Source organism: Stenotrophomonas sp. 05L413 (assembly GCF_056397945.1).
In genome coordinates this window covers 1-25,359 of the sequence record NZ_JBFTOL010000002.1, presented here as the reverse complement: position 1 = coordinate 25,359, position 25,359 = coordinate 1, and the positions used below count along the sequence as shown (strand labels likewise).

The 25,359-nt window shown below is 67.0% G+C and carries 23 protein-coding genes; 18 read left to right on the top strand and 5 right to left on the bottom strand.

Translation table 11 applies throughout. From position 1 onward, the window contains the following. Nucleotides 1–112 precede the first annotated feature (112 nt). Both AC1DIQ_RS04910 and AC1DIQ_RS04905 read left to right on the top strand, forming a co-directional pair. On the top strand, nucleotides 113–1,303 hold the full coding sequence (locus AC1DIQ_RS04910) for a methyl-accepting chemotaxis protein (RefSeq protein ID WP_121036770.1): 1,191 nt from the start codon (nucleotides 113–115) through the stop codon (nucleotides 1,301–1,303). Nucleotides 1,304–1,402: 99 nt separating this feature from the next. Then, on the top strand, nucleotides 1,403–1,699 hold the full coding sequence (locus tag AC1DIQ_RS04905; RefSeq protein WP_461769799.1) for a hypothetical protein: 297 nt from the start codon (nucleotides 1,403–1,405) through the stop codon (nucleotides 1,697–1,699). Nucleotides 1,700–2,094: 395 nt separating this feature from the next. Here the strand turns inward: AC1DIQ_RS04905 and AC1DIQ_RS04900 are convergent, their stop codons facing one another. After that, nucleotides 2,095–4,881 carry a bifunctional diguanylate cyclase/phosphodiesterase gene (locus tag AC1DIQ_RS04900; protein ID WP_478049518.1) on the bottom strand — a complete coding sequence of 929 codons (2,787 nt, stop codon included), beginning with the start codon at nucleotides 4,879–4,881 and terminating at the stop codon, nucleotides 2,095–2,097. A 150-nt stretch (nucleotides 4,882–5,031) separates the two neighbouring features. Between AC1DIQ_RS04900 and AC1DIQ_RS04895 the strand changes: the two genes are divergently transcribed. Next, entirely contained in the window at nucleotides 5,032–7,137 is a 2,106-nt protein-coding gene (locus AC1DIQ_RS04895) for a sensor histidine kinase (protein WP_478049517.1), read from the top strand. A gap of 4 nt (nucleotides 7,138–7,141) precedes the next feature. Next, entirely contained in the window at nucleotides 7,142–8,899 is a 1,758-nt protein-coding gene (locus AC1DIQ_RS04890) for an EAL domain-containing protein (protein WP_121036766.1), read from the top strand. 54 nt (nucleotides 8,900–8,953) lie between these two features. Here the strand turns inward: AC1DIQ_RS04890 and AC1DIQ_RS04885 are convergent, their stop codons facing one another. The 4 genes from AC1DIQ_RS04885 to flgA form a co-directional block, all read right to left on the bottom strand. Then, a complete protein-coding gene (locus AC1DIQ_RS04885; RefSeq protein WP_121041042.1) occupies nucleotides 8,954–10,177 on the bottom strand; it encodes an ATP-binding protein in 1,224 nt (407 codons plus the stop codon). Nucleotides 10,178–10,261: 84 nt separating this feature from the next. Then, nucleotides 10,262–10,594 carry a flagellar protein FlgN gene (locus AC1DIQ_RS04880; RefSeq protein ID WP_183073736.1) on the bottom strand — a complete coding sequence of 111 codons (333 nt, stop codon included), beginning with the start codon at nucleotides 10,592–10,594 and terminating at the stop codon, nucleotides 10,262–10,264. Between the two features lie 2 nt (nucleotides 10,595–10,596). After that, a complete protein-coding gene (gene flgM / locus AC1DIQ_RS04875; protein WP_088435084.1) occupies nucleotides 10,597–10,899 on the bottom strand; it encodes a flagellar biosynthesis anti-sigma factor FlgM in 303 nt (100 codons plus the stop codon). A gap of 109 nt (nucleotides 10,900–11,008) precedes the next feature. Next, nucleotides 11,009–11,656, bottom strand: a complete 648-nt coding sequence (flgA, locus tag AC1DIQ_RS04870) for a flagellar basal body P-ring formation chaperone FlgA (RefSeq protein ID WP_179458976.1) — start codon at nucleotides 11,654–11,656, stop codon at nucleotides 11,009–11,011. A 105-nt stretch (nucleotides 11,657–11,761) separates the two neighbouring features. On the opposite strand from flgA, the gene AC1DIQ_RS04865 reads away from it, so the two are divergent. The 14 genes from AC1DIQ_RS04865 to AC1DIQ_RS04800 all read left to right on the top strand — a co-directional run. After that, nucleotides 11,762–12,706 (top strand): chemotaxis protein, encoded by a 945-nt coding sequence (locus AC1DIQ_RS04865; RefSeq protein ID WP_070471614.1) that lies wholly within the window; start codon nucleotides 11,762–11,764, stop codon nucleotides 12,704–12,706. Between the two features lie 197 nt (nucleotides 12,707–12,903). Continuing rightward, nucleotides 12,904–13,299 (top strand): flagellar basal body rod protein FlgB, encoded by a 396-nt coding sequence (gene flgB / locus AC1DIQ_RS04860; protein ID WP_152150781.1) that lies wholly within the window; start codon nucleotides 12,904–12,906, stop codon nucleotides 13,297–13,299. Between the two features lie 3 nt (nucleotides 13,300–13,302). Beyond that, nucleotides 13,303–13,710, top strand: a complete 408-nt coding sequence (gene flgC / locus AC1DIQ_RS04855; RefSeq protein ID WP_088435081.1) for a flagellar basal body rod protein FlgC — start codon at nucleotides 13,303–13,305, stop codon at nucleotides 13,708–13,710. A 26-nt stretch (nucleotides 13,711–13,736) separates the two neighbouring features. Beyond that, nucleotides 13,737–14,423, top strand: a complete 687-nt coding sequence (locus AC1DIQ_RS04850) for a flagellar hook assembly protein FlgD (protein ID WP_121036762.1) — start codon at nucleotides 13,737–13,739, stop codon at nucleotides 14,421–14,423. A 31-nt stretch (nucleotides 14,424–14,454) separates the two neighbouring features. After that, complete coding sequence (gene flgE, locus AC1DIQ_RS04845; RefSeq protein ID WP_461769794.1) at nucleotides 14,455–15,678, top strand: flagellar hook protein FlgE; 1,224 nt, start codon at nucleotides 14,455–14,457, stop codon at nucleotides 15,676–15,678. A gap of 32 nt (nucleotides 15,679–15,710) precedes the next feature. Then, nucleotides 15,711–16,466 carry a flagellar basal body rod protein FlgF gene (locus AC1DIQ_RS04840; protein WP_121036760.1) on the top strand — a complete coding sequence of 252 codons (756 nt, stop codon included), beginning with the start codon at nucleotides 15,711–15,713 and terminating at the stop codon, nucleotides 16,464–16,466. 105 nt (nucleotides 16,467–16,571) lie between these two features. Next, on the top strand, nucleotides 16,572–17,357 hold the full coding sequence (gene flgG, locus AC1DIQ_RS04835; RefSeq protein WP_102788470.1) for a flagellar basal-body rod protein FlgG: 786 nt from the start codon (nucleotides 16,572–16,574) through the stop codon (nucleotides 17,355–17,357). A 22-nt stretch (nucleotides 17,358–17,379) separates the two neighbouring features. Next, nucleotides 17,380–18,072 (top strand): flagellar basal body L-ring protein FlgH, encoded by a 693-nt coding sequence (flgH, locus tag AC1DIQ_RS04830; RefSeq protein WP_070471594.1) that lies wholly within the window; start codon nucleotides 17,380–17,382, stop codon nucleotides 18,070–18,072. A gap of 157 nt (nucleotides 18,073–18,229) precedes the next feature. Then, nucleotides 18,230–19,318 (top strand): flagellar basal body P-ring protein FlgI, encoded by a 1,089-nt coding sequence (locus AC1DIQ_RS04825; protein ID WP_152150831.1) that lies wholly within the window; start codon nucleotides 18,230–18,232, stop codon nucleotides 19,316–19,318. Nucleotide 19,319: 1 nt separating this feature from the next. After that, nucleotides 19,320–20,534, top strand: a complete 1,215-nt coding sequence (gene flgJ / locus AC1DIQ_RS04820; RefSeq protein WP_121036758.1) for a flagellar assembly peptidoglycan hydrolase FlgJ — start codon at nucleotides 19,320–19,322, stop codon at nucleotides 20,532–20,534. A gap of 8 nt (nucleotides 20,535–20,542) precedes the next feature. Further along, complete coding sequence (gene flgK / locus AC1DIQ_RS04815) at nucleotides 20,543–22,423, top strand: flagellar hook-associated protein FlgK (RefSeq protein WP_282259469.1); 1,881 nt, start codon at nucleotides 20,543–20,545, stop codon at nucleotides 22,421–22,423. After that, the gene (gene flgL, locus AC1DIQ_RS04810) at nucleotides 22,420–23,622 is read left to right on the top strand and encodes a flagellar hook-associated protein FlgL (protein WP_152150774.1); all 1,203 of its coding nucleotides are present in this window, start codon (nucleotides 22,420–22,422) and stop codon (nucleotides 23,620–23,622) included. Before flgK ends, flgL begins: the two co-directional genes overlap by 4 nt. Before the next feature lie 241 nt (nucleotides 23,623–23,863). Continuing rightward, nucleotides 23,864–25,096 carry a flagellin gene (locus AC1DIQ_RS04805; protein ID WP_282259465.1) on the top strand — a complete coding sequence of 411 codons (1,233 nt, stop codon included), beginning with the start codon at nucleotides 23,864–23,866 and terminating at the stop codon, nucleotides 25,094–25,096. A 72-nt stretch (nucleotides 25,097–25,168) separates the two neighbouring features. Continuing rightward, nucleotides 25,169–25,359, top strand: a 191-nt coding sequence (locus AC1DIQ_RS04800; protein ID WP_161771950.1) for a flagellin N-terminal helical domain-containing protein, incomplete at its 3' end; no start/stop codon positions are given.

Here is a 25,359-nt window from a genome sequence, read left to right as displayed (position 1 = left end):
TGCCCCTTGGATCGAGGCAAGTGCGTATCGACGGGCGGAAAAATCATGAGGACGGCTAAAGCAAACCGGGGTACGGCCGATACAGCATCCGTGCACCTCCCCGAGAACGTCCATGTACTCACGCCTCTTCATTCGTCTGGCCGCCCCCCTGGTCCTGACCCTTCTGCTTCCCTTTGCCATCGGCTTCGAGTGGCCCGCCGCCCTGCGTTGGGCGATCCTGAGCACGATGACGCTCAGCTGGCTCGGGTTTGCCTGGTGGAGCGCCCGCGCCCAGACCCAGCGTTCGCCTGAGCAGGCCCGCATCCTGCGCGAGCAGGACCAGTTGCTGACCGAGCTGCGCTCGTTTGTCGGCAACGAAATCGAGGGCTCGCGTGGCGAAGTCGAACGTGCCCGCGATCTGATCCGTCATGCGGTCGGTGGCTTGGGCAGCAGCTTCGATGCCATGAACCGCAAGTCGCGCCAGCAGAGCCAGGCCCTGGCCCGCATCGTCGACCGCGCCGGTGACGAAGGTGGCGCCGGCGTCGACGTGGCCCGTTTCGCCCAGCATGCCAGCCACCGCATGGAGCAGCTGGTCGAGGCGCTGGAGCAGGTCAGCGGCCAGAGCAGCACCACCGTGCAGCACATCGACCAGATGGCGCAGCACCTGGATGGCATCTTCGCGCTGCTGGAAGACGTCAAGTCGATCGCCGACCAGACCAACCTGCTGGCCCTGAACGCTGCCATCGAGGCCGCGCGTGCCGGTGAAGCCGGCCGCGGTTTCGCGGTGGTCGCCGATGAAGTCCGCAATCTGTCCGAGCGCTCCACCACCTTCAACGAGCAGATCCGCAAGCTGGCCCACAGCTCCAAGGACGCCATCGCCAAGGTGCGCGAGACCGTCTCGCATATGGCCTCCCGCGATATGGACCGCTCCCGCGAAGCGCGCCATGAGGCGGCGCAGATGCTGGACAACGTGGCCCAGATCAACGCATCGCTGGGTGACGGCATGCGCGAGATCTCCGAGTGCGGTCGCGCCATCGACAGCAGCGTCGCCGAAGCCGTGCGTGCCCTGCAGTTCGAGGACATCGCCACCCAGGCCCTGGGCGGCGTGCACACCCACCTGGATCGCCTGACCGCGATCAACCGCGAAGCGGTGGCCCTGCAGGAACTGCTGCACCGCAGTGGCGGCGTGTTCGACGAAGAAGTCGTGACCGCCCTGCAGCGCACCGGCACCCGCCTGCGCGACATGCGCACCGAGTGGGAGCGCCCGCCGCACAAGGCCGTTGCCCAGCAGAGCATGGCCGCCGGCGCGGTCGAGCTGTTCTGATCCAGCGGCACCGTGCCCCTCCGGGCACACCCTGCGGCCCCGGTTTACCCCGGGGCCGTTGTGCTTGCACTACCCGCCTTGGCTGCAGATGATTACCTGATGTTGAACGCGTCCATGCTGTCCGTTGCATCTGTTGTCCCCGCCGAGCTGGAGCCGGCGGTGCCGGGCAGTGACGCCGTCACGCTCGCTGCCGCACCTGCCGCTGCGGCAGCGCCACTGCAGGGCCGCGCCCTGATCGCCCGGCTGGAGCAGCTTGCCCAGCAGGAGCTGGCGCAGCTGGCCAAGCGACCCTCGCCCGCCCTTGCCGCACTGCCACCCGCCATCGACCCTGCCCTCGCCGGCCTGGCGTGGGATCTGGGCTTGAGCGGTGATGATCTTGGTGCTGCTGTGCGCTGAAGGCGCGGCATCCGCCACGCCTCCCCGATCCGCCTGTATCGACGCAGTTACCGGCGCACAATTGCTCCGTCGCGGATCCGCGAAAGGCATTCAACATGGATATCCTCCCGCCTTGCCTGGCGTGAGCCTGCCGATGCGCGACTACTACCGGATCGAATGCTGCACAGCCGAACGTAAACGTACGCTCGGCTATTGCTGCCCGCCCATCCCGTTGTGAGACACGCTGGTGGCGAGGATCGACTGCAAGGCCCGCCGCGGGGAGGGTCGATTGCAGGTGGGCGCTCCACCGCTTTGCCGCGTTCAATGGATGTGAGGCTGGCGACGCCGTTGGCACCCCCGCCTGACGCACCGTGTCAGGTCAGGCGGGCACCCGCACAGGCCGACGTCGGCCGCCCTCAAACGCTTTGCGTCACCGCCGCATAACTCTCGCGTGGCGGCGTCTGGGTGCCCAGCTTCAACCACTGCGCCAGATCACGCGGCGCCAGCGGCCGCGAGTACAGGTAGCCCTGGATCTCATCGCAGCCCTGGCGCCGCAGCATCGCCTCTTCCTGCTCGGTCTCCACGCCTTCGGCCACGACCTTCATGCCCAGCGCGTGGCCCAGGTGCACGATCGCCTGGGTGACTTCGGCGGTGCCGGCATCGTGCAGCATGCCCTGCACGAAGCTACGGTCGATCTTGAGCCGGCCGACCGGGAAGCGGTTGAGATAATGCAGGTTCGAGAAACCGGTGCCGAAATCGTCGACCGCCAACGGCACGCCGTGGCGTTCCAGCACATCGAAGCAATGACGCAGCACCTCGGTGTCACGGATCAGGGCGGACTCGGTCAGCTCCAGTTCGAGGCGCTGCGGCGGCCAGCCGTGGGCGTGGCAGATGTCGATCACGCGCTCGGCAAAACCGCGGTCGCGCAGCTGCACGGCTGAAACGTTCACCGCCACGCGATCGAACTGCAGGCCGGCAGCATCCCACGCGGCGGCTTGGCGGCAGGCTTCGGCCAGCACCCAGTCGCCAATCCGGACGATCTCGCCGCACTTTTCGGCAATCGGGATGAACTCGGCCGGGCTGCAGTAGCCGATGCCGGGGCGATGCCAGCGCAGCAGCGCTTCGATCGCCGGGGGCTGGTCGTTCTCGGCATGCATCAGGGGCTGGTAGGCCAGGGTGAACTCTTCGCGTTCGATCGCGCCAAGCAGCGCGTGCTCGATCTCCAGCTTGCGCTGGATCTTGGCCAGCGCGTCCTGACTGTAATACTGGTACGTGTTGCGCCCGGCTTCCTTGGCCGCGTACATCGCCGCATCGGCAGCGCGCAGCAGCGATTCGAAATCCTGGCGGCTGTCGTCGAGCATCGCGATGCCGACGCTGGCGCCGACCTTCAGCGTGCTCTCGCCGCGGTGCAGTGGTTCGGCCAGCGAGGCGATCAGCTTGCGTGCCACATGCCCGGCATCTTCCGGGGCGGCCAGGTCGCGCAGCACCACGATGAACTCGTCGCCGCTGAAACGGCCGAACAGGTCGTTGTTGCGCAGGCTCTGGTGCAGGCGCGAGGCGGCCGCCTTGAGCAGCGCATCGCCGGTGGCGTGGCCGAAGGTGTCGTTGATGGTCTTGAAGCCATCCAGATCGATGAACAGCATCGCCAGCGGGCTACCACGATCGCGCGCCACCTCGATGGCGTCGGCGGTCTGCTCGCGCAGCAGCATCCGGTTCGGCAGGCCGGTGAGCAGGTCGTAATGCGCCAGCAGCTCGATGCGCTCGTTGGCTTCGCGCTCGCGGGTGATGTCACGGAACAGCACCACGAAGCGGGTCGGCAGGCCGTCGCGGCGGTCCAGTTCGATCAGCACCTGCACCCAGATGCGCAGCCCGGACTGCCGGTAGAAACACAGGTCCAGCTGCTCGGGCAGCCCGCCTTCGGCGATCCGCAGCAGCGCGGCCTCGAAGGCGTCGCGCGAGTCCTGGGTGTACAGGCTCAGCGCCTGGTCCAGGCTGATCGGCTCTTTGCGCAGGCCGTGGATGCGGTAGCACTCCTCGGTCCACTGCATGTGGCGGGTGCCCACCTCGATCTCGCAGCCGCCGATGCGGCCCAGCGCGGAGACGCGGTTGAGCAGCTCGGTGCGCCAGCGGATCAGCGCATCGGTCTGGTGTTGTTCGGTGATGTTCTGGACCTGGCCGAGCAGGCGCTGGATCCGCCCGTCCGGCCCGATCAACGGCTGCATCCACACGCGCAGGTGCAGCGCGCCGCCGTTGTCACGGATCAGCTCCAGCTCCAGCGTGGTGGCCGCGCCATCGCGCCACATCCGGCGCCAGGCGCCACGCAGCCGGCCGCGGGAGTGCGGCTCCAGCTGACGCAGCCAGTGGCGGCGGCCGTGCAGCGGTGCGTCACCGGTCTCCAGCAGCGCCCGGAACTCGGGCGACCACCAGAACTGGCGCGCCTCCGGATCCCACGACCAACTGCCCATGCTGGCGATGCGCTGGGCTTCGCGCAGGTGCACCTGCTGCTCGCGCAGCTGGGCTTCCATCTGCTTCTGGGCCTGGATGTCGGTGTGGGTACCGACCATGCGCAGCGGCTGGCCGTCGGCCGTGCGGGTGACCACGCGGCCGCGGTCCAGCACCCAGCGCCACTCCCCGTTGGGGTGGCGGGCACGGAACTGGGTGGTATAGGCCTCGCTATCGCCGCGCAGGTGGGCATCCATCGCCACACGCACCGTTGGCTGATCGTCCGGGTGGACGTTCTCCAGCAGCGCGCTGACACCTTTGGCGTGACTGTGTGACTCCTCGATGGGCTGGCCGTCCCAGCGCCGAGAGCGGCGCACGCTGTCAGTGGGCAGGTCCCAGTCCCACAGCCCGTGCCCGGCATGGTCCAGGGCCACCTCCCAGCGGCTGCCCGCGTAGGCGGCGACCGGCTCGGGCACGCTCAGGGTGAAGGCCAGCAGGTGCCCATCCGGATCGTGCACGGCGCGCATCCAGCCATCGAAACGCCCACCGGGCCCGCCGGGAAGCTGGCAGGGCACCAGCCCGCCATCTGCGGCGAGCAGGCGCAGGTCTTCCAGCACCTCCCCGTAGGCGGCGACCGTTGCAGGCAGGCCATGCTCACGCGCGGCCGGGTTGGCAGCGATCGGGCGACCGGCACGGTCGAGGATCACCAGCGCCGAGGCCAATGGGTGCTGCAGCAGACTCGCGATAATCCCTTGGTCCACGCCCTGTAACTCCGATAACGCACCCGACAACCGGGGAACGCAATCGTTAACGGCGGAGATTGCGGTTTATTGAGTTCCCTGGCGTCCTGCATCCTCGCCCGGGGCAGGTAAGATGACACTCGCCTTGTCCGATTGGCCCCGCCCTGCCCCATGTCGACCCACCTGCCAGGCCCTTCCGAACCCGCTGCCGAGACCCCGCTGGCACGCGATCTGCGCCGGGACCGCTGGCGTGTGGTCGTGGCCTACCTGGTACTGGCCATGGTGTGGATCCTTAGCAGCGACGCGGCGGTCAAGGTGGTGGCCTCGGATCTGCAGACGGCCGCGCAGTGGCAGACCCTCAAGGGCACGTTCTTCGTGGTCGCCAGCGCGGCACTGATCTATCTGCTGCTGCGCCCGCTGGCCCAGCACGTGCTGCACACCCACGCGCGGCTGGAGAATTCGGAAACGCGCCACCGGCAGATGTTCGAAGGCAATCCCGGTCCGATCCTGGTCTACGATCTGGAGTCGCTGGCCATCCTGGACGTCAACCCGGCCGCGGCCAGCTTCTTCGGCTTCAGCCGCGAGACCTTCACCGCGATGCCGATCACCGCGCTGTGGCCGCCCGGCCACGAGGCCATGCTGGAGGCCAAGCTGGATCACATCCGCGCCAATCCCGAGCAATTGTGCGTGATCACCGCCGATCTGCGCCTGAGCGACGGCAGCACCCGGCGCATGGAAATGCGCAGCAACTTCATCGATTACGGCGGCCGCCGCGCGCGTCTGTTGATCGCGATCGACCGCACCCGCGAAGACCAGGCTTTGTTGCGCCGCGACCAGGCGCTGGCCCGGGTGGAAGAAGCGCACGAGATGGCGCGCATCGGCGCATGGGAGATCGATCCGGCCACCGGCCTGGGCCGCTACGCCAATCAGGTGTATCGCCTGCTCGGGCGGCGCGCACCCGAAGCCCGGCACTGGCACCGGTTCGATGAGCTGCTGGTGCCGGCCGATCCGGCCACGGCGGCGCTCAGCGAACAGCTGTTGCAGGAAATGAGCTCCGGCGAGCCCGTGCAGATCGATGTGCTGCTGCCGCTGCTGGCGATGGACGGGCGCGCCCTGATGGTGCACCTGCGCGCTGAGAGCGGCCAGGACGACGCCGGCCGCCCGCGCGTGCTGGGCACCCTGCAGGACGTCACCGAACGCGAGCAGTCGCGCCGCCTGCTGCGTGAGCGCGAAGAACAGTTCCGCGAGCTGGTGCGGGTACTGCCTGATGGCGTGGTGATCCTGTCCGAGGAGCACGTGCTGTACGCCAATGCCTGCGCGGCCACCCAGTTCGGCTACGGCCACAACACCCTGCTCGGCGAGCCGCTGGCCGCGCTCGTCACCGACGACGACCTGCCCCGGGTGCGGGCGCAGTTGTTCGCCCAGTTGCCCCTGCAGAGCGCGGGGGCTGGCGAAGTGATCGGCATGCGCCGCTTCAACGGCCAGGCGTTCCAGGCCGGCCTGGCCGTTGGCGATGTGCGCTACGGCGGGCGCAACTGCAAGCTGTTGATCGTGCGCGACCTCAGCGAGCCCGAGCGCATCCGCGAGGCGCTGGAAACCAGCAACCGTGAGCTGCAGGCGATGGCCGGGCGGCTGTTTTCGCTGCAGGAGGACGAGCGCCGGGCGATCTCGCGCGATCTGCACGACGATATCGGCCAGGCGATCACCGCGATGAAACTGTCTGCCTACGCCGCCCAGGACGAGCAGGACGCCGCCCGCCGCGATGAAGACCTGGCCCAGATCATCCAGCTGGCCGATGCGACCGTCGGCAAGCTGCGCGACATCTCCACCCTGCTGCGCCCCCCGCAGCTGGATGCGCTGGGTCTGGAAGCGGCGCTGCGCTGGCAGGCCGGCGTGCTGTTCCGCTCGGCGGCGATCGAACTGCTGCCGGACATCCAGTCCCTGCCCCGGCGCCCGGCCGGCGACATCGAACAGGCGTGCTTCCGCATCGCACAGGAAAGCCTGACCAACGTGCTGCGCCATGCCCGCGCCAGCCAGGTCAACCTGCACCTGCGCGATGTGGACGACCACGGCCTGCACCTGCAGGTGCGCGACGATGGCGAGGGCTTCGACCCGGACGGCCCGCGCGGGCTGGGACTGATCGTGATGCGCGAGCGCGCGCAGAGCGTGGGTGGCACATTGCGCATCGAATCGGCGCACGGCGCCGGTACCCTGATCGACCTTTACCTGCCGTACCGCGCCACCGGCGCGACGGCTCACGACACCTTGGAACACTGAGCTCATGTGGAACCCTTCTCTGCCCCTGGTCAGCATCGAGGACGCCCCGCCCCGCCTGGGCGCCGGCAACCCCGAACTGCAGGCGATGGTGACCGAGGCCGCCTCCGGCGGCACGCCGCTGATGCTGATGCACGTGGATATCGACCACTTCGCTTCGGTCAACGAGAACATGAGCGCCGAGGTCGGCGACCAGGCGCTGGTGCTGGTCGCCCAGCGCCTGCAGCACCACCTGCGCGGGCGCGGCAAGCTGTGGCGCCACGGCAGCGATGAATTCCTGCTGGCCGTGCCGCGTACGGCCGACATGCCACTGCCCGAGGACCTGGCCGAGGAAATCCGCCAGCAACTGGAGCTGCCGCTGTCGGTGCTGCCGTACACGCTGTTCATGACCGGCAAGCTGGGCGTGAGCCTGTGCCCGGAGCACGCCACCGGTGTCTCGCGCCTGCTCGACCACGCCGAAGACGCGCTGTACCAGGCCGCCCGCGAAGGCGGCAATGCGGTGCGCATCCACGCCGTGGATACGCCGTCCAGCGCGCACAGCGAGAGCATCATCGCGCGCCAGATTGTCGACGCGATCCCCAATGGCGAGCTCAAGCTGCGTTACCAGCCGCTGGTCAGCGCCCGCGACGGCCACGTGGTCGGCATGGAAGCACTGCTGCGCTGGCAATCGCCCACGCTGGGCATGCTGGTGCCGGAGCGCTTCATGCGCACCGCCGAACGCCTGGGCATCATCGTGCAGATCGGCACCTGGGTGCTGGAAGGCGCGCTCAAACAGGCCAAGCTGTGGCGCGACCAGGGCTTCGACGATTTCACCATCGCGGTGAACGTGTCCACGCTGCAGCTGCTGCGCCCGAACTTCTTCGCCGAGGTGATGTCGCTGCTGCAGGCCGCCGGCGTGCCGGCGCACATGCTCACGCTGGAGATCAACGAAAGCGCGCTGACCAACAACGTCAACTTCGTCCACGAGACGCTGGTCAACCTGCGCAACGAAGGCATCAGCCTGAGCCTGGACAACTTCGGCACCGGTGATTCCAGCCTCAGCGCGCTGGTCCGGTATCCGGTGGACAAGCTCAAGATCGACCGCAGCTTCATCAAGAGCGCGCCGGCCGGCAACCGCGAGGCCGCGATCGCCCGCGCGATCATCGCCATGGGCCACCAGCTGGGCATGACCGTGATCGCCAACGGCGTGGAATCGCAGGCCCAGCTCGGCTTCCTGCGCCGCAACGACTGCGATGTGTTCCAGGGCTATCTGTTCGGTGAGCCGATGTCGGCCGATGCCGCCGGCATGACCCTGCGCCGCCGTTACCTGCGTCCGGAGGCCTTCGCAGAAACCCGTCCGGACCGCACGCTGCTGCTGCTGGACGACGAAGAAAACGTGCTGCGTTCGCTGGTGCGCCTGTTCCGCCGCGACGGTTACCGCATCCTGGCTGCCGGCAACGTGCGCGATGCCTTTGATCTACTGGCCATCAACGACGTGCAGGTGATCCTGTCCGATCAGCGCATGAGCGACATGAGCGGCACCGAGTTCCTGGGCCGGGTGAAGATGCTCTACCCGGATACGATCCGCCTGGTGCTGTCCGGCTACACCGACCTCAACACCGTGACCGACGCGATCAACCGTGGCGCGATCTACCGGTTCCTGACCAAGCCGTGGAACGATGATGAGCTGCGCAAGCACATCCACCAGGCATTCCGCACGCATGAGGAGCAGCGCCGGGCGAACACGGCACCGGCGCCAGCGCTGCCGGCAGTCGACGCGGATTGAGGCTGCCTGAAAGCCCGCGACTGCGGGCCAGCGGCCGGCGCGACCGCTGCCGGCTCAGCGCGGCTGCTTGATCGGCAGCACCAGCCGGAACTTGGAGCCCACGCCCGGCGTGCTCTCCAGATCGATGCGGCCATGGTGCTTGTTGATGATGCTGTAGGAGATCGACAGCCCCAGCCCGGTGCCGCTGCCGACCGGCTTGGTGGTGAAGAACGGATCGAAGATGCGCTGGCGCAGGTCCGGCGAGATGCCGCCGCCGGTGTCTTCGAACTCCACCCAGACCGTGTCGCCGTCCACGCCGGTGCGCACATGGATCGTGCCGCGGTCGGCAATGGCGTGGCCGGCGTTGAGCAGCAGGTTCATGTACACCTGGTTCAACTCCGACGGCAGGCACTCCACCAGCGGCAGCTGGCCGAACTCGCGGTGCAGGGTCACCTTGTATTTGAGCTCGTTCCAGATGATGTTGATCGTGGATTCCAGGCCCGCGTGCAGGTCCACCAGCTTCCACGACTCATCCCGGCCGGAATACGAGAAGTCCTTCAGATCGCGCACGATCCGGGTCACCCGCTCGATGCCCTCGCGTGATTCGGCCATCAGCTGCGGCAGATCACGGCTGATGAAATCGATGTCGAAGCGTTGGCGGATGTCATCGATTTCCGGGATCAACGCCTTCGGATCTGGTGCCCGCAGGGCGCGCTCGTAGGCTTCGATCACGGTGAACAGGCTGCGCAGGTATTCCTGCAGGCTGCCGAGGTTGGAGTGCACATAACCGATCGGGTTGTTGATCTCGTGCGCCACACCAGCGGCGAGCTGACCGATCGAGGCCATCTTCTCCGACTGCAGCAGCTTTTCCTGGGTACCGTTGAGGCGCAGGTACGCCTGGCGCAGTTCGGCATGTCGCTGCTGCAGCTCGCGCTCGTAATCCTCTTGGCCTTCGATGCGGCGGAACAAGGCCAGATAGTGTCGCTGGCCGCCATCGTCGTGATGGTAGACATGGGCGATGACCATGCGCTCGCCGACCGGAAGGCTGCCGTTCCAGTGGCCGTTGAGGCGCGCCTGTTCCAGCGCATCCGGTGGCAGCAACTGGCGCAGCCATTGCGCTGGGGTCAGTTCGGCATCGCGCTCGGCCTGGCCGAGGATCTCGCTGACGGCGGCATTGGCCAGGGCCACGCTGCCATCCTCGCGGAACAGCAGCACGCCCTCCTTGATCCGTTCAAACAGGGCAAGCAGGACCGGATGCGGGGGCAACGGGGCGGTGACAAGGGCGGAAGTTACGGTCACGGTCACATCGAGGCGGCGGGAAACAGGCGCTCAATATACGCGGTGACGTTCACATCGGCAGCCTGGGGCCGCCAGATGGGGAGATCAGGCGACCGCGAGCGGCCGCCGGGTGTTGAGCGTGTGCGACTGGCCCTTGGCATCGTACGACGCGGCATCTTCGCTGCGGCCGAGCTGGCGCAATGCCCAGTTGACCTCGCGGCGGCGCCGTGAAAGCAGTACACCATTGGCACGGTTGCGCTCTGCCAGTTCCTGCACACGCTCGGCCTGGCCAAGCGGCAGCGCGGCTTCGAGTGCCCGCAACGCCTCCAGCTTGGCGCCGGTCGCGCGGATCAGGGCCTGCACGTCATGCTCGACCAATGCCTGGCGTTCGACGTCCAAGGCATCGCTGAGGCGCTGCAGCGGCTCGCTCATCGCCAGCTTCATCCCTGCAGCTGCTGGTCCAGCTCAAGCATGCGCGAGGCGATCGCGTCGGGATTGATCTTGTAGGTGCCGTTCTGCAGCGAGTCGCGCACGGCCTGGACACGGGCCGCGTCGATCGCCGGAGCCGTGGACAGTTCGCGCTGCATCGCCTGCAGGCTGGTGGCTTCGCCGGTCAGGCGCAGGCTGTCAGCGGCTTCCACCGGGCGGGCCGGGGCATCGGTGCTGACGCTCGGCTTGTTGCCGGGAGCGACGCTGCGCAGATGGGCGGTGGCCTGCAGGTTGCCGTCGATTTTCTGGCTCATGGAGTTGTCCTGGGAATGCGGTTCACAAGGGATAACGGCCGGTCGGGCGCCATCTTTAGGGGAATATTGCAGGTTTTACGGGAAATGTGGCCCGTATTCACAATCGTGTTCAGCGCGTCACTAAAACGTCACCGCTGGCTGCGACGGTGCCTTGCACGATCTTGCGGGACGACAGGTTCTCGACCGAGACCCGCTCATTCTCGCCGGCATCGGCCATGGCGCGCCCGGCCACCCGGACCTCCACCCCGCCCCGCCGCGACACCAGCGCGACACTGTCGCCCCGGCGCACCAGCCGCTGCGCGACCAGGTCATTGGCCGAGAGCAGACTGCCAGCACTGAGGGTCCTGCGCGCCACGCGGCCGACGGCGGCGGCCGGATCGGCCAATGCGGCGCCGGCGATCCGGGCCGCATCACGCTGGCCAGTAGTGATATCGGCCGCCGACAGGGTTTCTCCAGCGGCCACGCCCCGATTGAGGATCAGCACGGTCTGGTTGCGACGCACCTTTACCGGCACGAACAGGCGCCAGCCGCCTGCATCCGGGCAGCTGACTTCCACGGTACTGGTGCCGGTCGGCTGGGCCGCCAGCGGCTGACCGCAGGCAGGCAGGCGCAGCGCCGAATCCAGGGTGGTGTCGCCCTCGCTGCCGGCCGGCAAGGTGCCGAGCGCGGCCTGGCGGATGCTATCCACCGGCTGCCAACCACCGGCCGCCCAGGCGGGCGCCGCCAGCAGCAGCGCGGCAAAGACAAGAGATCGCATGGGCACTCCATGGGCAAGGAACATGCGCAGCACGATGCAAGCCCCATGCCGAACCGCCCTCTACGCGGCGCTCAAGTCACCGCCGCTCCCGCCGATACCAAGCCCATGTCTCATGACCTGCTCAACCGCATCGACCAGCGTACGCGCCTGGCCGGCCACAATCGTCTGGCCCTGCTGCTGTTCCGGCTGGGGGGACGTCAGCTTTTTGGCGTGAATGTGTTCAAGGTGCAGGAAGTCCTGCGGCGCCCGGATCTGTTCCAGGTGCCCGGGCTGCCCAGCCAGTTCGCCGGTGTGGCCGATGTGCGTGGCCGCTCGGTGCCGGTGCTGGACCTGGGCCTGGCGATCGGCCATCCCGAGCGTGAGCCCGATGCCGACAAGGCGCCGGGCTACCTGGTGGTGACCGAGTTCAACCGCTCCATCCAGGGCTTCCTGGTCAGCGGCGTGGAACGCATCGTCAACATCGCGGTGGAAGACATCCATCCGCCCCCGGAACTGGGTGCCGAATCGAGCTACCTGACGGCGGTGACCCGCTTCCAGGGTGAGCTTATCCAGGTGATCGACGTGGAAAGCGTGCTGGCCGACATCGCCGAGATCCGTGGCGAAGCGGTGCTGGACCCCTCCATGGCCTTGCCTCCCGATGCCCCGCCGATGCAGGTGCTGGTGGTGGACGATTCGCGCGTGGCCCGCCAGCAGATCCGCAGCGTGCTGGACCAGCTGGGGGTCGGGGCGACCCTGCTTTCAGACGGCAAGCAGGCGCTGGACCACCTGCTGCAGATCCACGCCTCGGGCGAAAACCCGGCCGAGCGCTACGCCATGGTGATCTCCGATATCGAGATGCCGGCGATGGATGGTTACACCCTGACGACGGAAATCCGGCGTCACCCGGGGCTGGCCGGCCTTTACGTACTGCTGCACACGTCCTTGTCGGGCGTGTTCAACAACGCGATGGTCGAACGGGTCGGCGCGAACGCCTTCGTGGCCAAGTACTCCCCGCATGAGCTGGCGGACTTCCTGCTGGACCGCCTGCGCAAGGTCGCAATGGCGGCGTAAGGGGCGGCCGGCCCTGGTGTCGGGGCCCTTCCTCCGGTGGGTTGACGGCATCCACGCATGGCGTGGATCTACCCGGCCCTGCGGGTCGGTGGATTTTCCCGGCGTGAATGATGCCGCCGGGCACCGGCCCCTCCCCTCTGGCGCCCCTCTGGCACGCCGCTTGCACTGCCCCAGGCATCGTCCCGTGGGAGTGCGTCATGCCCAATCTGATTTCGAACTATCTGGGTGTCCATGCCCAGGCCATGCCGTTGCGCGAGCAGCGGATGAAGCTGATCGCCAGCAACCTGAGCAATGCCGACACCCCCGGGTACAAGGCCCAGGACCTGGACTTCGATGCCGCCCTGCGCAATGCCCAGGGGCTGGATGGCAACGGCCTGCTGAAGACCACCAGTGAAAAGCACTATGAGATCGGCGGCGGGTTGAACCCGTTCCAGATCGCCAAGGAAGGCGTGCAGCCGAGCATCGACGGCAACACCGTCGACCCGGATGCCGAACGTGCCGCCTACGGCCGCGCCGCGCTGGAGTACCGCGCCTCGCTGAGCTTCGTTGAATCCAAGGTGCGCTCCATGCTCACCGCGATCACGGGGCAATAAGCCATGAGCAATCTGCCCATTTTCGATATCGCCGGTTCCGCGCTGCAGGCGCAGTCCGTGCGCATGAGCACCATCGCCTCCAACCTCTCCAACGCCGACACCGTCGCCGGTTCGGCCGATGCGGTCTACAAGCCGCTGGAGCCGATCTTCCAGTCGGTGACCAGCCGCACCGACCCGAACATCACCACGGTGCAGGTCAAGGAAATCAGCCAGAGCAACGCCGCGCCGATCCAGCGCTACGAGCCGGGCCACCCGCTGGCCGATGCCGATGGCTACATCTACCAGCCCGACGTGGACCCGGTCGCGCAGATGGTCAACCTGATCTCGACCTCGCGCAATTACCAGGCCGGCGTGGAGATGCTGACCACCGCCAAGGAACTGGCACTGGCCACGCTGACCATGGGTCGCTGACCCTCTTACCTCAGGAATCCCCTCCCATGAGCAGCACCAACGGCGTTGGCCAGAACAGCAGCGACATCTACAGCGCGCTGGGCCTGAACGCGCCCAACAGCGACACCAGCAAGAAAAAGAGCACCCTGGACCAGGCCGATTTCATGCGCCTGATGACCGAGCAGCTGCGTCACCAGGATCCGCTCAAGCCGATGGACAACACCCAGATGGTCGCGCAGATGGCGCAGCTGTCGCAGGTCCAGGGCATCACCGACCTCAACAACACGGTCAAGGGCTTCCAGGATTCGATGTCCAGCGACCAGATCCTGCGCGGCGCGGCCCTGGTCGGCCACGAAGTGCTGGTGCCGTCGGAGAAGCTCGCGCTGGAGAAGGACGGCGATGTCACCGGCATGGTCGCCGCCCCCGGCGCCGGCTTCGTGACGGTGGACATCACCGATGCCAACGGCGTCAAGGTCAACCAGATCAGCGTGGAAGCCAAGGCCTCCGGCGAAGTCACCTTCGACTGGGACGGCAAGGACGCCAACGGCAACCGCATGGCCGAAGGCACCTACACCATCGCCGCCTCGCATACCGATACCGCCGGCACCAAGACCAAGCTCAACACCTACGTGCAGGCCCCGGTGGAGAGCGTCACGGTCGGCACGGACGGCCTGTACCTCAACCTCAAGGGTCTGGGCACGGCCCCGATCGACTACGTGCTCCGCATCAGCTGAGCCGCCTTACCCGCATCCACAGGAGCATCCCATGGGCTTCAACGTCTCGTTGTCCGGCATCAACGCAGCCAATGCCGATCTGAACGTCACGGCGAACAACATCGCCAACGTCAACACCACCGGCTTCAAGCAGTCGCGCGCCGAGTTCGCCGATCTGTTCTCGGCCACCAGCTATGGCCTGTCCAAGAACGCGGTCGGCTCGGGCGTGCGCCTGACCAACGTCGCCCAGCAGTTCTCGCAGGGCAACAACGAACAGACCGGGCGCAGCCTGGATATGGCCATTTCCGGCGAGGGCTTCTTCACCCTGACCATGAACGGTGCCCGCGTGTACTCGCGCGCCGGCAACTTCCAGACCGACCAGGCCGGCTACGTGACCAACCCGCAGGGCGCGCGCCTGCAGGTGTTCGCGCCCAATGCCGACGGCACCAACTTCGATGCCGGCCGCCTGACCGATCTGCAGCTGCTGACCACCGACAGCCCGCCCAAACAGACCGGCAAGGTCGATGTCAGCTTCACCCTGCCGGCCAACGCCAAGGAACCGACGGTTGGTACCTTCGACCCGACCGATTCCAACAGCTACAGCCACTCCACCGGCGGCATCACCGTGTACGACTCGCTGGGCGTGAGCCACACCCAGACCTCGTACTTCGTGAAGACCGAAAACCCGAACGAGTGGCAGGTCTACAACTACGTGGACGGCAAGGCCGCCGGTACGCCGACGCTGCTGAAGTTCTCCGACAGCGGCGCGCTGACCGAGCCGGCCAACGGCCAGATCGTCATGGATCCGTTCACCCCGACCACCGGCGCCGGCGTGCTGTCGATGTCGCTGAACCTCAGCGGCTCCACCCAGTACGGCGAGAAGTTCGCGCTGCGCAACACCCAGCAGGACGGCTACGCGGCCGGCAAGCTCAACGAGATCACCGTCTCCGAGGAAGGCATCGTCTACGCGCGCTACTCCAACGGCGATGACAAGCCGCTGGGCCAGGTCGCACTGACCACCTTCAACAACGCACAGGGCCTGGAAGCCAAGGGCAACAACCTGTGGGTGGAGAGTTTCGCCTCCGGCACCCCGCGTACCGGTTCGCCGGACAGCTCCAACCTGGGCAAGATCCAGGCCGGTTCGCTGGAAGCCTCCACGGTCGACCTGACCGAGCAGCTGGTCAACATGATCACTGCCCAGCGCAACTTCCAGGCCAACTCGCAGATGGTCTCCACGCAGGACCAGATCACCCAGACCATCATCAACCTGCGTTGATGAGCCACTGACCGCAACACGGGATTACACCGATGGACAAGGCACTCTACGTCGCGATGACCGGTGCACGCGCTTCCCTGCAGGCGCAGGGCACGCTCTCGCACAACCTGGCCAACACCGACACCCCCGGCTTCAAGGAGGCGCTCGCCAACACCGAGGCCTTCCCGATCAAGGGGACCGGCTACGCCTCGCGCGTGGATGCCCTGCACGTGGACGCCGGCTTCAACCGGCGCATGGGCGCCCAGCAGATCACCGGCAACCCGCTGGATCTGTCGCTGCAGGCCGGCAACTGGCTGGCCGTGCAGGCACCCGGCGCCAATGCCGGTGAGGCGTATACCCGGGGTGCGGCGCTCTCGATCACGCCCAATGGCCAGCTGGTGACCGCCGGCGGCCATCCGGTGCTGGATGAGAACAGCAATCCGATCGCGATCCCTCCGCACCAGGCGATGGACATCGGCAACGACGGCACGATCTCGATCATTCCGCTGGGCGAAGGCCCGCAGACGATGGCCAACGTTGGTCGCATCCGCGTGGTGCAGGCCGACGACGCACGGCTGGAGCGTGGCCTGGACGGGCTGATGCGCAACACCGATCCGCAGCAGCCGTTCGTGCAGGCCCAGGGCAAGTCGCTGGAAAGCGGCCAGCTGGAAGGCAGCAATGTGGATGCCGCCGGTGCGCTGGTGCAGATGATCCAGCTGCAGCGCCAGTACGAAATGCAGGTGAAGGTGATCAAGCACGGCGACGACAACGCCCGCAGCGCCAACAGCCTGCTGCGCCTGGGCGGCTGACCATCGCCGGTGACGTAATCCCGGCGCGGTTCTGGCACGCGCCATGCATTGCCCTTCGCAAGGGCCGCACCACGCGGCCATCCGCTACAACACAGGAATGACGCCATGAACCAGGCATTGTGGATCGCCAAGACCGGACTGGATGCGCAGCAGACGCGCATGTCGGTGGTTTCCAACAACCTCGCCAACACCAACACCACCGGTTTCAAGCAGGACCGTGCCAGCTTTGAAGATCTGCTGTACCAGCAGGTCCGCCAGCCCGGCGGCGCTTCCTCGGCGCAGACGCAGTTGCCCTCGGGCCTGCAGCTGGGCACCGGTGTGCGCGTGGTCGCCACCTCCAAGAACTTCGAGCAGGGCAGCCAGCAGCAGACCGGCCGCGCGCTGGATGTGATGGTCAACGGCCGCGGCTTCTTTGAAGTGCAGATGCCGGATGGTTCTTCGGCCTATACCCGCGATGGCTCGTTCCAGCGCAACCAGGATGGCGAGCTGGTCACCAACAGCGGCTACCCGGTGCAGCCGGGCATCCAGATTCCGGAAGGCGCGCAGTCGCTCACCATCGGCACCGACGGCACCATCAGCGTGAAGATGGCCGACGACGCCGCCTCGGTGGAAATCGGCGCGCTGACCCTGACCGACTTCGTCAATCCGGCGGGCCTGCAGGCCCGCGGTGAAAACCTGTTCCTGGAAACCACCGCCTCCGGCCCGGCGCAGAACGGCAACCCCGGCCTCAACGGCCTGGGCACCGTGGTGCAGGGTGCGCTGGAAGGCAGCAACGTCAACGTGGTGGAAGAACTGGTCTCGATGATCGAAACCCAGCGCGCGTACGAAATGAACGCCAAGGCGATCTCCACCACCGACGCGATGCTCGGCTACCTCAACCAGAACGTCTGATCGGTCGATCCGGGAACCTGCCATGTCGCGTCTTGCTCCTACCCTCCGCCTGCTCGCCGCCGCCGTCATCGTCGCCACCCTGAGTGGCTGCGTGATCGCCGGCGATGTCCGGCCCTACCCGGCCATGGCGCCGGTCGAACCGATCATGCCGCCCTCGGCCCAGGCCACCGCCGGGGCGATCTACGCTGCCGGCCCGGGCCTTCAGCTGTACTCGGACCGGCGCGCCCGCGATGTCGGTGACCTGCTCACGATCACCCTGACCGAGAGCACCACCGCGCAGACCACCGCCAACACCTCCACCTCGAAAGAGTCGGAGCTGAGCATCGGCACGCCGACGATCTTCGGCGCCCCGGTCACGCTGGGCGGCAAGGACATCCTCAGTGCCAGTGCCGCCGGCTCGCGCGATTTCACCGGCAAGGGCACCAGCGCGCAGAGCAACCGCCTGCAGGGCAGCGTGACCGTCACGGTGATCCAGCGCCTGCCCAACGGCAACCTGGTGGTACAGGGTGCCAAGAACCTGCGCTTGAACCGCGGCGATGAGCTGGTGCAGGTGCAGGGCATCGTACGCGCGGCGGACATCTTCCCGGACAACACCATTCCTTCCAGCCGTGTTGCCGATGCCCGCATCGTTTACGGCGGCCGCGGTGCGATCGCCCAATCCAATGCGATGGGCTGGTTGAGCCGCTTCTTCAACTCGGCGCTGGCGCCGTACTGAGCCTGACATGACTTTCTTCCTCTCCCTCATTTGCCGTCAGCGAAGCGCCGAAGCGTGCCCAGAGGCGGCGCGGTCAGATCCGGGCGCGTGGCGACGCCTCGAGCCGACCGGCGCCCTCTGGTCATGGGGCGCGGCGTCGCGCTACACGACACGCGCCATCGTGGCGCTGCTGGCCGTGTTCGCGCTGGCTGCGCCTGCTTCCGCCGAGCGCATCAAGGACCTGGCCCAGGTCGGCGGCGTGCGCGGCAATGCGCTGGTCGGCTACGGCCTGGTGGTTGGCCTGGATGGAAGCGGCGACCGCACCAGCCAGGCCCCCTTCACCGTGCAGAGCCTGAAGAATCTGCTCGGCGAACTCGGCGTGAACGTGCCCGCGAACGTCAACCCGCAGCTGAAGAACGTGGCGGCCGTGGCGATCCATGCCGAACTGCCGCCGTTCGCCAAGCCCGGCCAGCCGATCGACATCACCGTTTCCTCGGTGGGCAACGCGGTCTCGCTGCGCGGCGGCTCGCTGCTGATGGCGCCGCTGCGCGGTGCCGATGGGCAGGTCTATGCGATTGCCCAGGGCAACCTGATCGTGGGTGGCTTCGGCGTGCAGGGCAAGGATGGCTCGCGCGTCTCGGTCAACGTGCCCAGCGTCGGCCGCATTCCGAACGGCGCGACCGTCGAACGTGCCCTGCCGGACGTGTTCAGCGGTGGTGGCGACATCACCCTGAACCTGCACAAGAACGACTTCACCACGGTCTCGCGGATGGTGGCGGCATTGAACAACGCCTTCGGCGAAGGCGCTGCCCGCGCGATCGACGGCGTCACCGTGTCGGTGCAGTCGCCGTCCGATCCCGGCGCACGCATCGGCCTGCTGGCGCGCATCGAGAACCTGGAACTCACCCCTGGCAGCGCGCCGGCCAAGGTAGTGGTCAACTCGCGCACGGGCACCGTGGTGATCGGTTCACAGGTGCGCGTAGGTGCGGCGGCGATCTCGCATGGCTCGCTGACCGTGACCATCAACGAGAACCTCAATGTCAGCCAGCCGGGCGCCTTCAGCGGCGGCCAGACGGCGGTCACGCCCCAGTCGACCATCACCGCGACCAACGATGGCAGCCGCATGTTCAAGTTCAGCGGCGGCACCACGCTGGATGAAATCGTGCACGCGGTGAACGCCGTGGGCGCCGCCCCGGGCGATCTCATCGCCATCCTGGAAGCCCTCAAGCAGGCCGGCGCGCTCAGCGCCGAACTCGAGGTGATCTGACATGCGTATTCAACCGGCCCTGGAACTCAATCCCGCCCAGCCCAACAGCCCCGCCAAGGTCGACAAGGTCGCCCGGCAGCTGGAAGGCCAGTTCGCGCAGATGCTGATCAAGAGCATGCGTGAAGCGAGCTTCGGCGATTCGCTGTTCCCCGGCGAAAACACCATGTTCCGCGAAATGTACGACCAGAAGATCGCCGATGCGATGACCCGCGGCCGTGGCCTGGGGCTGTCGAGCATGATCGCGCGCCAGCTGGGTGGCGCCGAGGGCGAGACGGCCAAGCCGGTCGATACCACGCTCAACCCGGCGGCCGCCCTGCGTGCCTATCAACTCAATGCACCGGCCGCCGCCATGCCGCTGCCGGCCAGCACCGCACCGGCCGCGCCGCGCGAGGTTGACCTGCTGCAGCAGCTCGGCGGTGGTGAGCCGTCGGCCGTGCTGCAGCCGATGGAGCGTGCCCTGGACCTGATTGCCGGCCGTGAAAGCAGCCAGATGCATGAGGCGATCGGCCGCAGCGATCCCTACGCGGCAGTCGCCGATACCGATCCGGCCAGCGCCCACTGGGCCATGGCCGATGACCGCTGGACCGGCGTCAACCGCACTGCGGCCACCGGCCCGAGCGCCGCCGATACCCTGGCGGCCAACACGGCTGCCGCCGAGCTCGGCCCGCACACGCCGGAAGGCTTCGTGGCCAGCATCTGGGGCCATGCCCAGCAGGCCGCACGCGAACTCGGCGTGGATGCCAAGGCGCTGGTCGCCCAGGCCGCGCTGGAAACCGGCTGGGGCCGCAAGCTGGTCCGGCGCAGTGGTGGCGACAGCTCGCACAATCTGTTCGGGATCAAGGCCAACGGCTGGCAGGGCGAACGTGCCACCAGCGGCACCCATGAATACGTCAACGGCGTGCGCCGTAACGAAACGGCGAGTTTCCGCGCCTACAACTCGGTCGGCGAGAGCTTCGCCGACTACGTGCGCCTGCTGAAGACCAGCCCGCGCTACCAGAACGCCCTCCAGGCCGGCAGCAACGTGCGCAGCTTCGCGCAGGGGCTGCAGCGCGCCGGCTACGCCACCGACCCGACCTACGCGGCCAAGATCGCCGCGATCGCCGGCGGCCCGACCATCGAGCGCGCCGTCGCGGCGGTGAGCGATGCCGGCGAGCGCCTGGGCCGCACCTTTGCCAGCACCGCCAGCCCGACCGGGCTGGGTGTCATCCGTCGTTGAGGTAATCCATGTCCAGCGTACTCTCCACCGGCACCAGCGCCCTGCTCGCTTTCCAGCGGGCCCTGGCGACCACCAGCCACAACGTCGCCAACATCAAGACCCCGGGCTACAGCCGGCAGAAGGTGGACTTCGCCACGGCCGACCCGCAGAACTACGGGTACGGCGACGTGGGCAATGGCACCCGCATCACCGACGTCCGCCGGGTGGCGGACCAGCTGGCGATCTCGCGGCTGCTCGATGGCAGCGGTGAACTGGCGCGCCTGAAGCAGCTCTCGACCATGGCCGATCGCGTGGATGCGATGTTCTCCGACACGGCGACCAACGTCGCCGGGGTGTGGTCCAACTTCTTCGATTCGGTCAGCGGGCTGTCCTCCAATGCCTCCGGCAGTGCCGACCGGCAGAACATGCTGGACAGCGGCAAGACCCTGGCCAACCGCTTCCAGCAGCTCAACACCCAGCTCAACAACCTCAATGGCGAGGTCAACAACGGCCTGATCGCCGGCGCCACCGAGATCAACCGGTTGGCCCAGGAGATTGCCCAGCTCAATGGGTCGATCGGCGGCAATGCCGCGACCGCCGCGCCGGATCTGCTCGACCGCCGCGACCAGCTGATCGCCAATCTGGTCGGCTACACCGGCGGCACCGCGGTGATGCAGGACGGCGGGCTGATGAACGTCTACACCGCCGGCGGCCAGGCGCTGGTGGTCGGCACCACGGCCTCCAAGGTCACCACCGTCACCGATCCCTATCAGCCCGAGCGGCTGCAGCTGGCGCTGGAAAGCCAGGGCCAGAAGATCACCATCGAGGGCAAGACGCTCGGTGGCCAGATCGGTGGCCTGCTGGAGTTCCGCGACACCGTGCTGACCCCGGCCCAGGCCGAACTGGGCAAGCTGGCGATCGGCATGGCCAGCAGCTTCAACGACGTCCACCGCCAGGGCGCGGATCTGTACGGCAACATGGGCGGTGACTTCTTCACCATCGGCAACCCACGCATCACCGCCAACAGCGCCAACGTCGGCACCGCCAGCATGAGCGCCAGCTTCGGCGACCTCTCCAAGCTGGACGGCCAGAACATCGTGATGAAGTTCGATGGCACCCAGTGGCAGGCCACCCGCGCCGACACCGGCGCCGCCATCCCGATGACCGGCGCCGGCACCGCAGCCGACCCGCTGGTACTCAACGGCGTAGCGCTGGTCATGAGCGGCACGCCGGCCAAGGACGACCGCTTCCTGCTGCAGCCCACCGCAGGCGTGGCCGGCAGCATGGCCGTGGCGATCACCGATACCTCGCGCATCGCCGCCGCCGCCCCGATCAAGGGCACCGCCGCGATGGCGAACACCGGCACCGGCAAGCTCACCGGGGTCAAGGTGACCGACCCGGACAACGCCGCCCTGCGTAATCCGGCGGCGATCGTGTTCATCAGTGCCACCGAATACACCATCGATGGCGGCCCCCCCAGCACCTACACCGCCGGCCAGACCATCACCGCCAACGGCTGGAGCTTTGTCCTCGACGGCGCGCCCAAGACCGGCGACACCTTCAACATCGGGCCGACCCCGGCCGGTTCCTCGGACAACAGCAATGCCCTGCTGCTGGCCAAGGTCGAGCAGGCCAAGACCTTCAATGCGGGCACGGTCACGCTCAGCGGCGCGCTCGGCGGCCTGACCACCCAGGTCGGCGCGGCCGCACGCTCTGCGGAGTACTCGCTGATGGCGCAACAGGTGATCACCGACCAGGCCCAGGCCGCGCGCGACTCGATCTCCGGCGTGAACCTGGATGAGGAGGCCTCGGACATGCTCCGCCTGCAGCAGGCCTACCAGGCCGCCTCGCAGCTGATCTCCACTGCCGACAACATGTTCCAGACCATCCTCGGAGCCGTCTCGCGATGAACAACCGCATTTCCACCGGGATGATGTTCAATCAGTCGGTGTCCCTGATGCTCGCCTCGCAGGCGAAGATGAACCATCTGGAGCGCCAGATCGCCACCGGCAGCAAGATCGTGTCGGCCAAGGACGATCCGGTCTCGGCCGGCAGCGCGGTCGGCCTGGACCGCACCCTGGCCTCGCTGGACCGCATGCAGCTCAACGCCGGCAACGTGCAGAACCGGCTGGGGCTGCAGGAAAACGCGCTGGCCCAGGTGGGCGACATGATGGGCCGCATCACCGAGTTGACCATCTACGCCAACAACCCGGGCCTGGCCGCCGCCGACAAGCAATCGATGGTCACGGAAATCGAAGCGATCCGCGGCAATCTGCTCGCGGTGGCCAACAGTACCGACGGTACCGGCCGCTATCTCTTCGGTGGTACGGATGACGGCAGCCCGCCCTTCAGCCAGGTGGATGGCCGCATCGTCTACAACGGCGACCAGAACCAGCGCGAGGTGGAGGTTGGCCCGGACACCTACGTGAAGGACGCCCTGCCCGGCAGCGAGATCTTCATGCGCATCGTCACCGGCGACGGGCATGTGGATGGCAAGGCCAGCCCCGGCAATACCGGCAGCGCCGTGCTGACCAACATCACCCGCGACAGCGACGGCAGCTGGAATGGAGAAGGCTTCAGCGTGCGCTTCACTGGCGCCGACAGCTATGACCTACTGGATGCCGGTGGCGCCGTGGTGTCCAGCGGCACGCTCAAGACCGGCGACGACCTGGTGGTCAACGGCGTGCGCCTTCACATCGAAGGTGCGCCCGCCGCGGGCGATATCGTCGAGGTCAGCCCCGCGTCCAGCCGCGACATCTTCGGCACCCTGGATTCGCTGATCGGCGCACTGAAGATGGATACCGGTACCCCCGCCCAGCAGGCAGCCCAGCAGAACCTGCTGCAGAGCGGCCTGCGCGACGTGGCCCGCGCCTCGGAGCGGATGATCGACTCCCGCGCCGCCGGCGGCGCCCAGCTCAAGGCGCTGGACAACGCCTCGGACATGCGGGAATCGAACGTCGTCACGCTCAAGACCACCCTCTCGCAGATGCGCGACCTGGACTACGCCGATGCACTGAGCCAGTACCAGCTGGAGAAGACCGCCCTGCAGGCGGCCCAGACGCTGTTCTCGCAGATGCAGTCGATGTCGCTGTTCAACATGATCCGCTGACCCCCCTGCAACCCGGGTTGGCCTGAAGGCCGCGATGCTTTGAGCATCGCGGCCTTTTTCGTTTTGGGGCGTGAAATCGGGCCGCCTCCGCCTCCCCTGCAGATCCGCGTGAATCTCCGCCTAAAGGTTGTTGACAAAGCGCCGTTATTGATTTGGCAACAGCGAAGCACACAGCCAAAAACAAAAAAACGGCGGCGCTTCGTTCCATTCACCACCGGGATTCCAATAAGGGAGACGACCCATGGCACAGGTAATCAACACCAATACGATGTCGCTCAACGCTCAGCGCAACCTGAGCACCAGCGGCAGCTCGCTCGCTACCACCATCCAGCGCCTGTCGTCGGGCCTGCGCATCAACAGCGCAAAAGACGACGCCGCTGGCCTGGCAATCTCCGAGCGCTTCGGCACCCAGATCCGCGGCACCGATGTCGCGATCCGCAACGCCAATGACGGCATCTCGCTGGCCCAGGTCGCCGAAGGTTCGCTGAGCGAAGTCGGCAACAACCTGCAGCGCATCCGTGAGCTGGCCGTGCAGGCCTCCAATGCCACCAACTCCTCCAGCGACCGTAAAGCGCTGCAGGCCGAAGTGACCCAGCTGGTCAGCGAAATCGACCGCGTCGCCAAGCAGTCCGACTTCAACGGCACCAAGCTGCTCGACGGCAGTTTCACCAGCCAGCTGTTCCAGGTGGGTGCGAACGCAGGGCAGTCGATCGCGATCAACAGCGTGGTCAATGCCAAGGCAGACTCGCTCGGTGCGGCAACCTTCGCCAATGTTTACACCGGTACCAGCCTCGCTGCGAACGACAAGGCCACCGTCGATTCTGTCTATTCTCAGCTGCAGATCGAAGTCACCCCCCCGGGCGGCACTGCCGTCAAGGTCAACATCGGCGACATCACGGTGAAAGCGGGCGAGTCGATCTCCGCGGCGACGGCAGCTGCCATTAACAGCAAGATCGGCGAAACAGGTGTGTTGGCAAAGGTCGATGCAGGTGTGATCAGCCTCAGCTCGGTCAAAGCGGGTCAGACCTTCGAACTCGCTGCAGCCGGTCCGGTATCGACGGTTCCCGGCGCGGTCCCGGTGGCAGCCACCTTCGCAAATGTCGGACTGGCGGACTCCACCGGTGGAGATGGCGGCGGCCTGAACGGCGCAACCGCCAGCTTCGTCAAGGATTTGAATGTGAACACGGCCGAAGGCGCCCAGCAGGCCCTGGAAATCGTTGACAAGGCGCTGGAATCCGTCAACAGCGTCCGCGCCGACCTCGGCGCGATCCAGAACCGATTCACCTCGGTGGTGGCCAACCTGCAGACCTCCTCGGAGAACCTGTCGGCCTCGCGGAGCCGGATCCGCGACACCGATTTCGCCAAGGAAACCGCGGAACTGACCCGTACCCAGATCCTGCAGCAGGCCGGCACCGCCATGCTGGCCCAGGCCAACCAGGTTCCCCAGAACGTGCTCAGCCTGTTGCAGCGCTGACATGCGACGCCCCTGAAGCACGTCAGGGGCGGCTAACCCAACTCACGTGCAACTGCTCAAGGACCCTTCCTCATGGCACAAGTCATCAACACCAACACGATGTCGTTGAATGCTCAGCGTAACCTGAGCACCAGCGGCAGCTCCCTGGCCACCACCATCCAGCGCCTGTCGTCGGGTTCGCGCATCAACAGCGCCAAGGACGACGCCGCTGGTCTGGCGATCTCCGAGCGTTTCGGCACGCAGATCCGCGGCACTGATGTGGC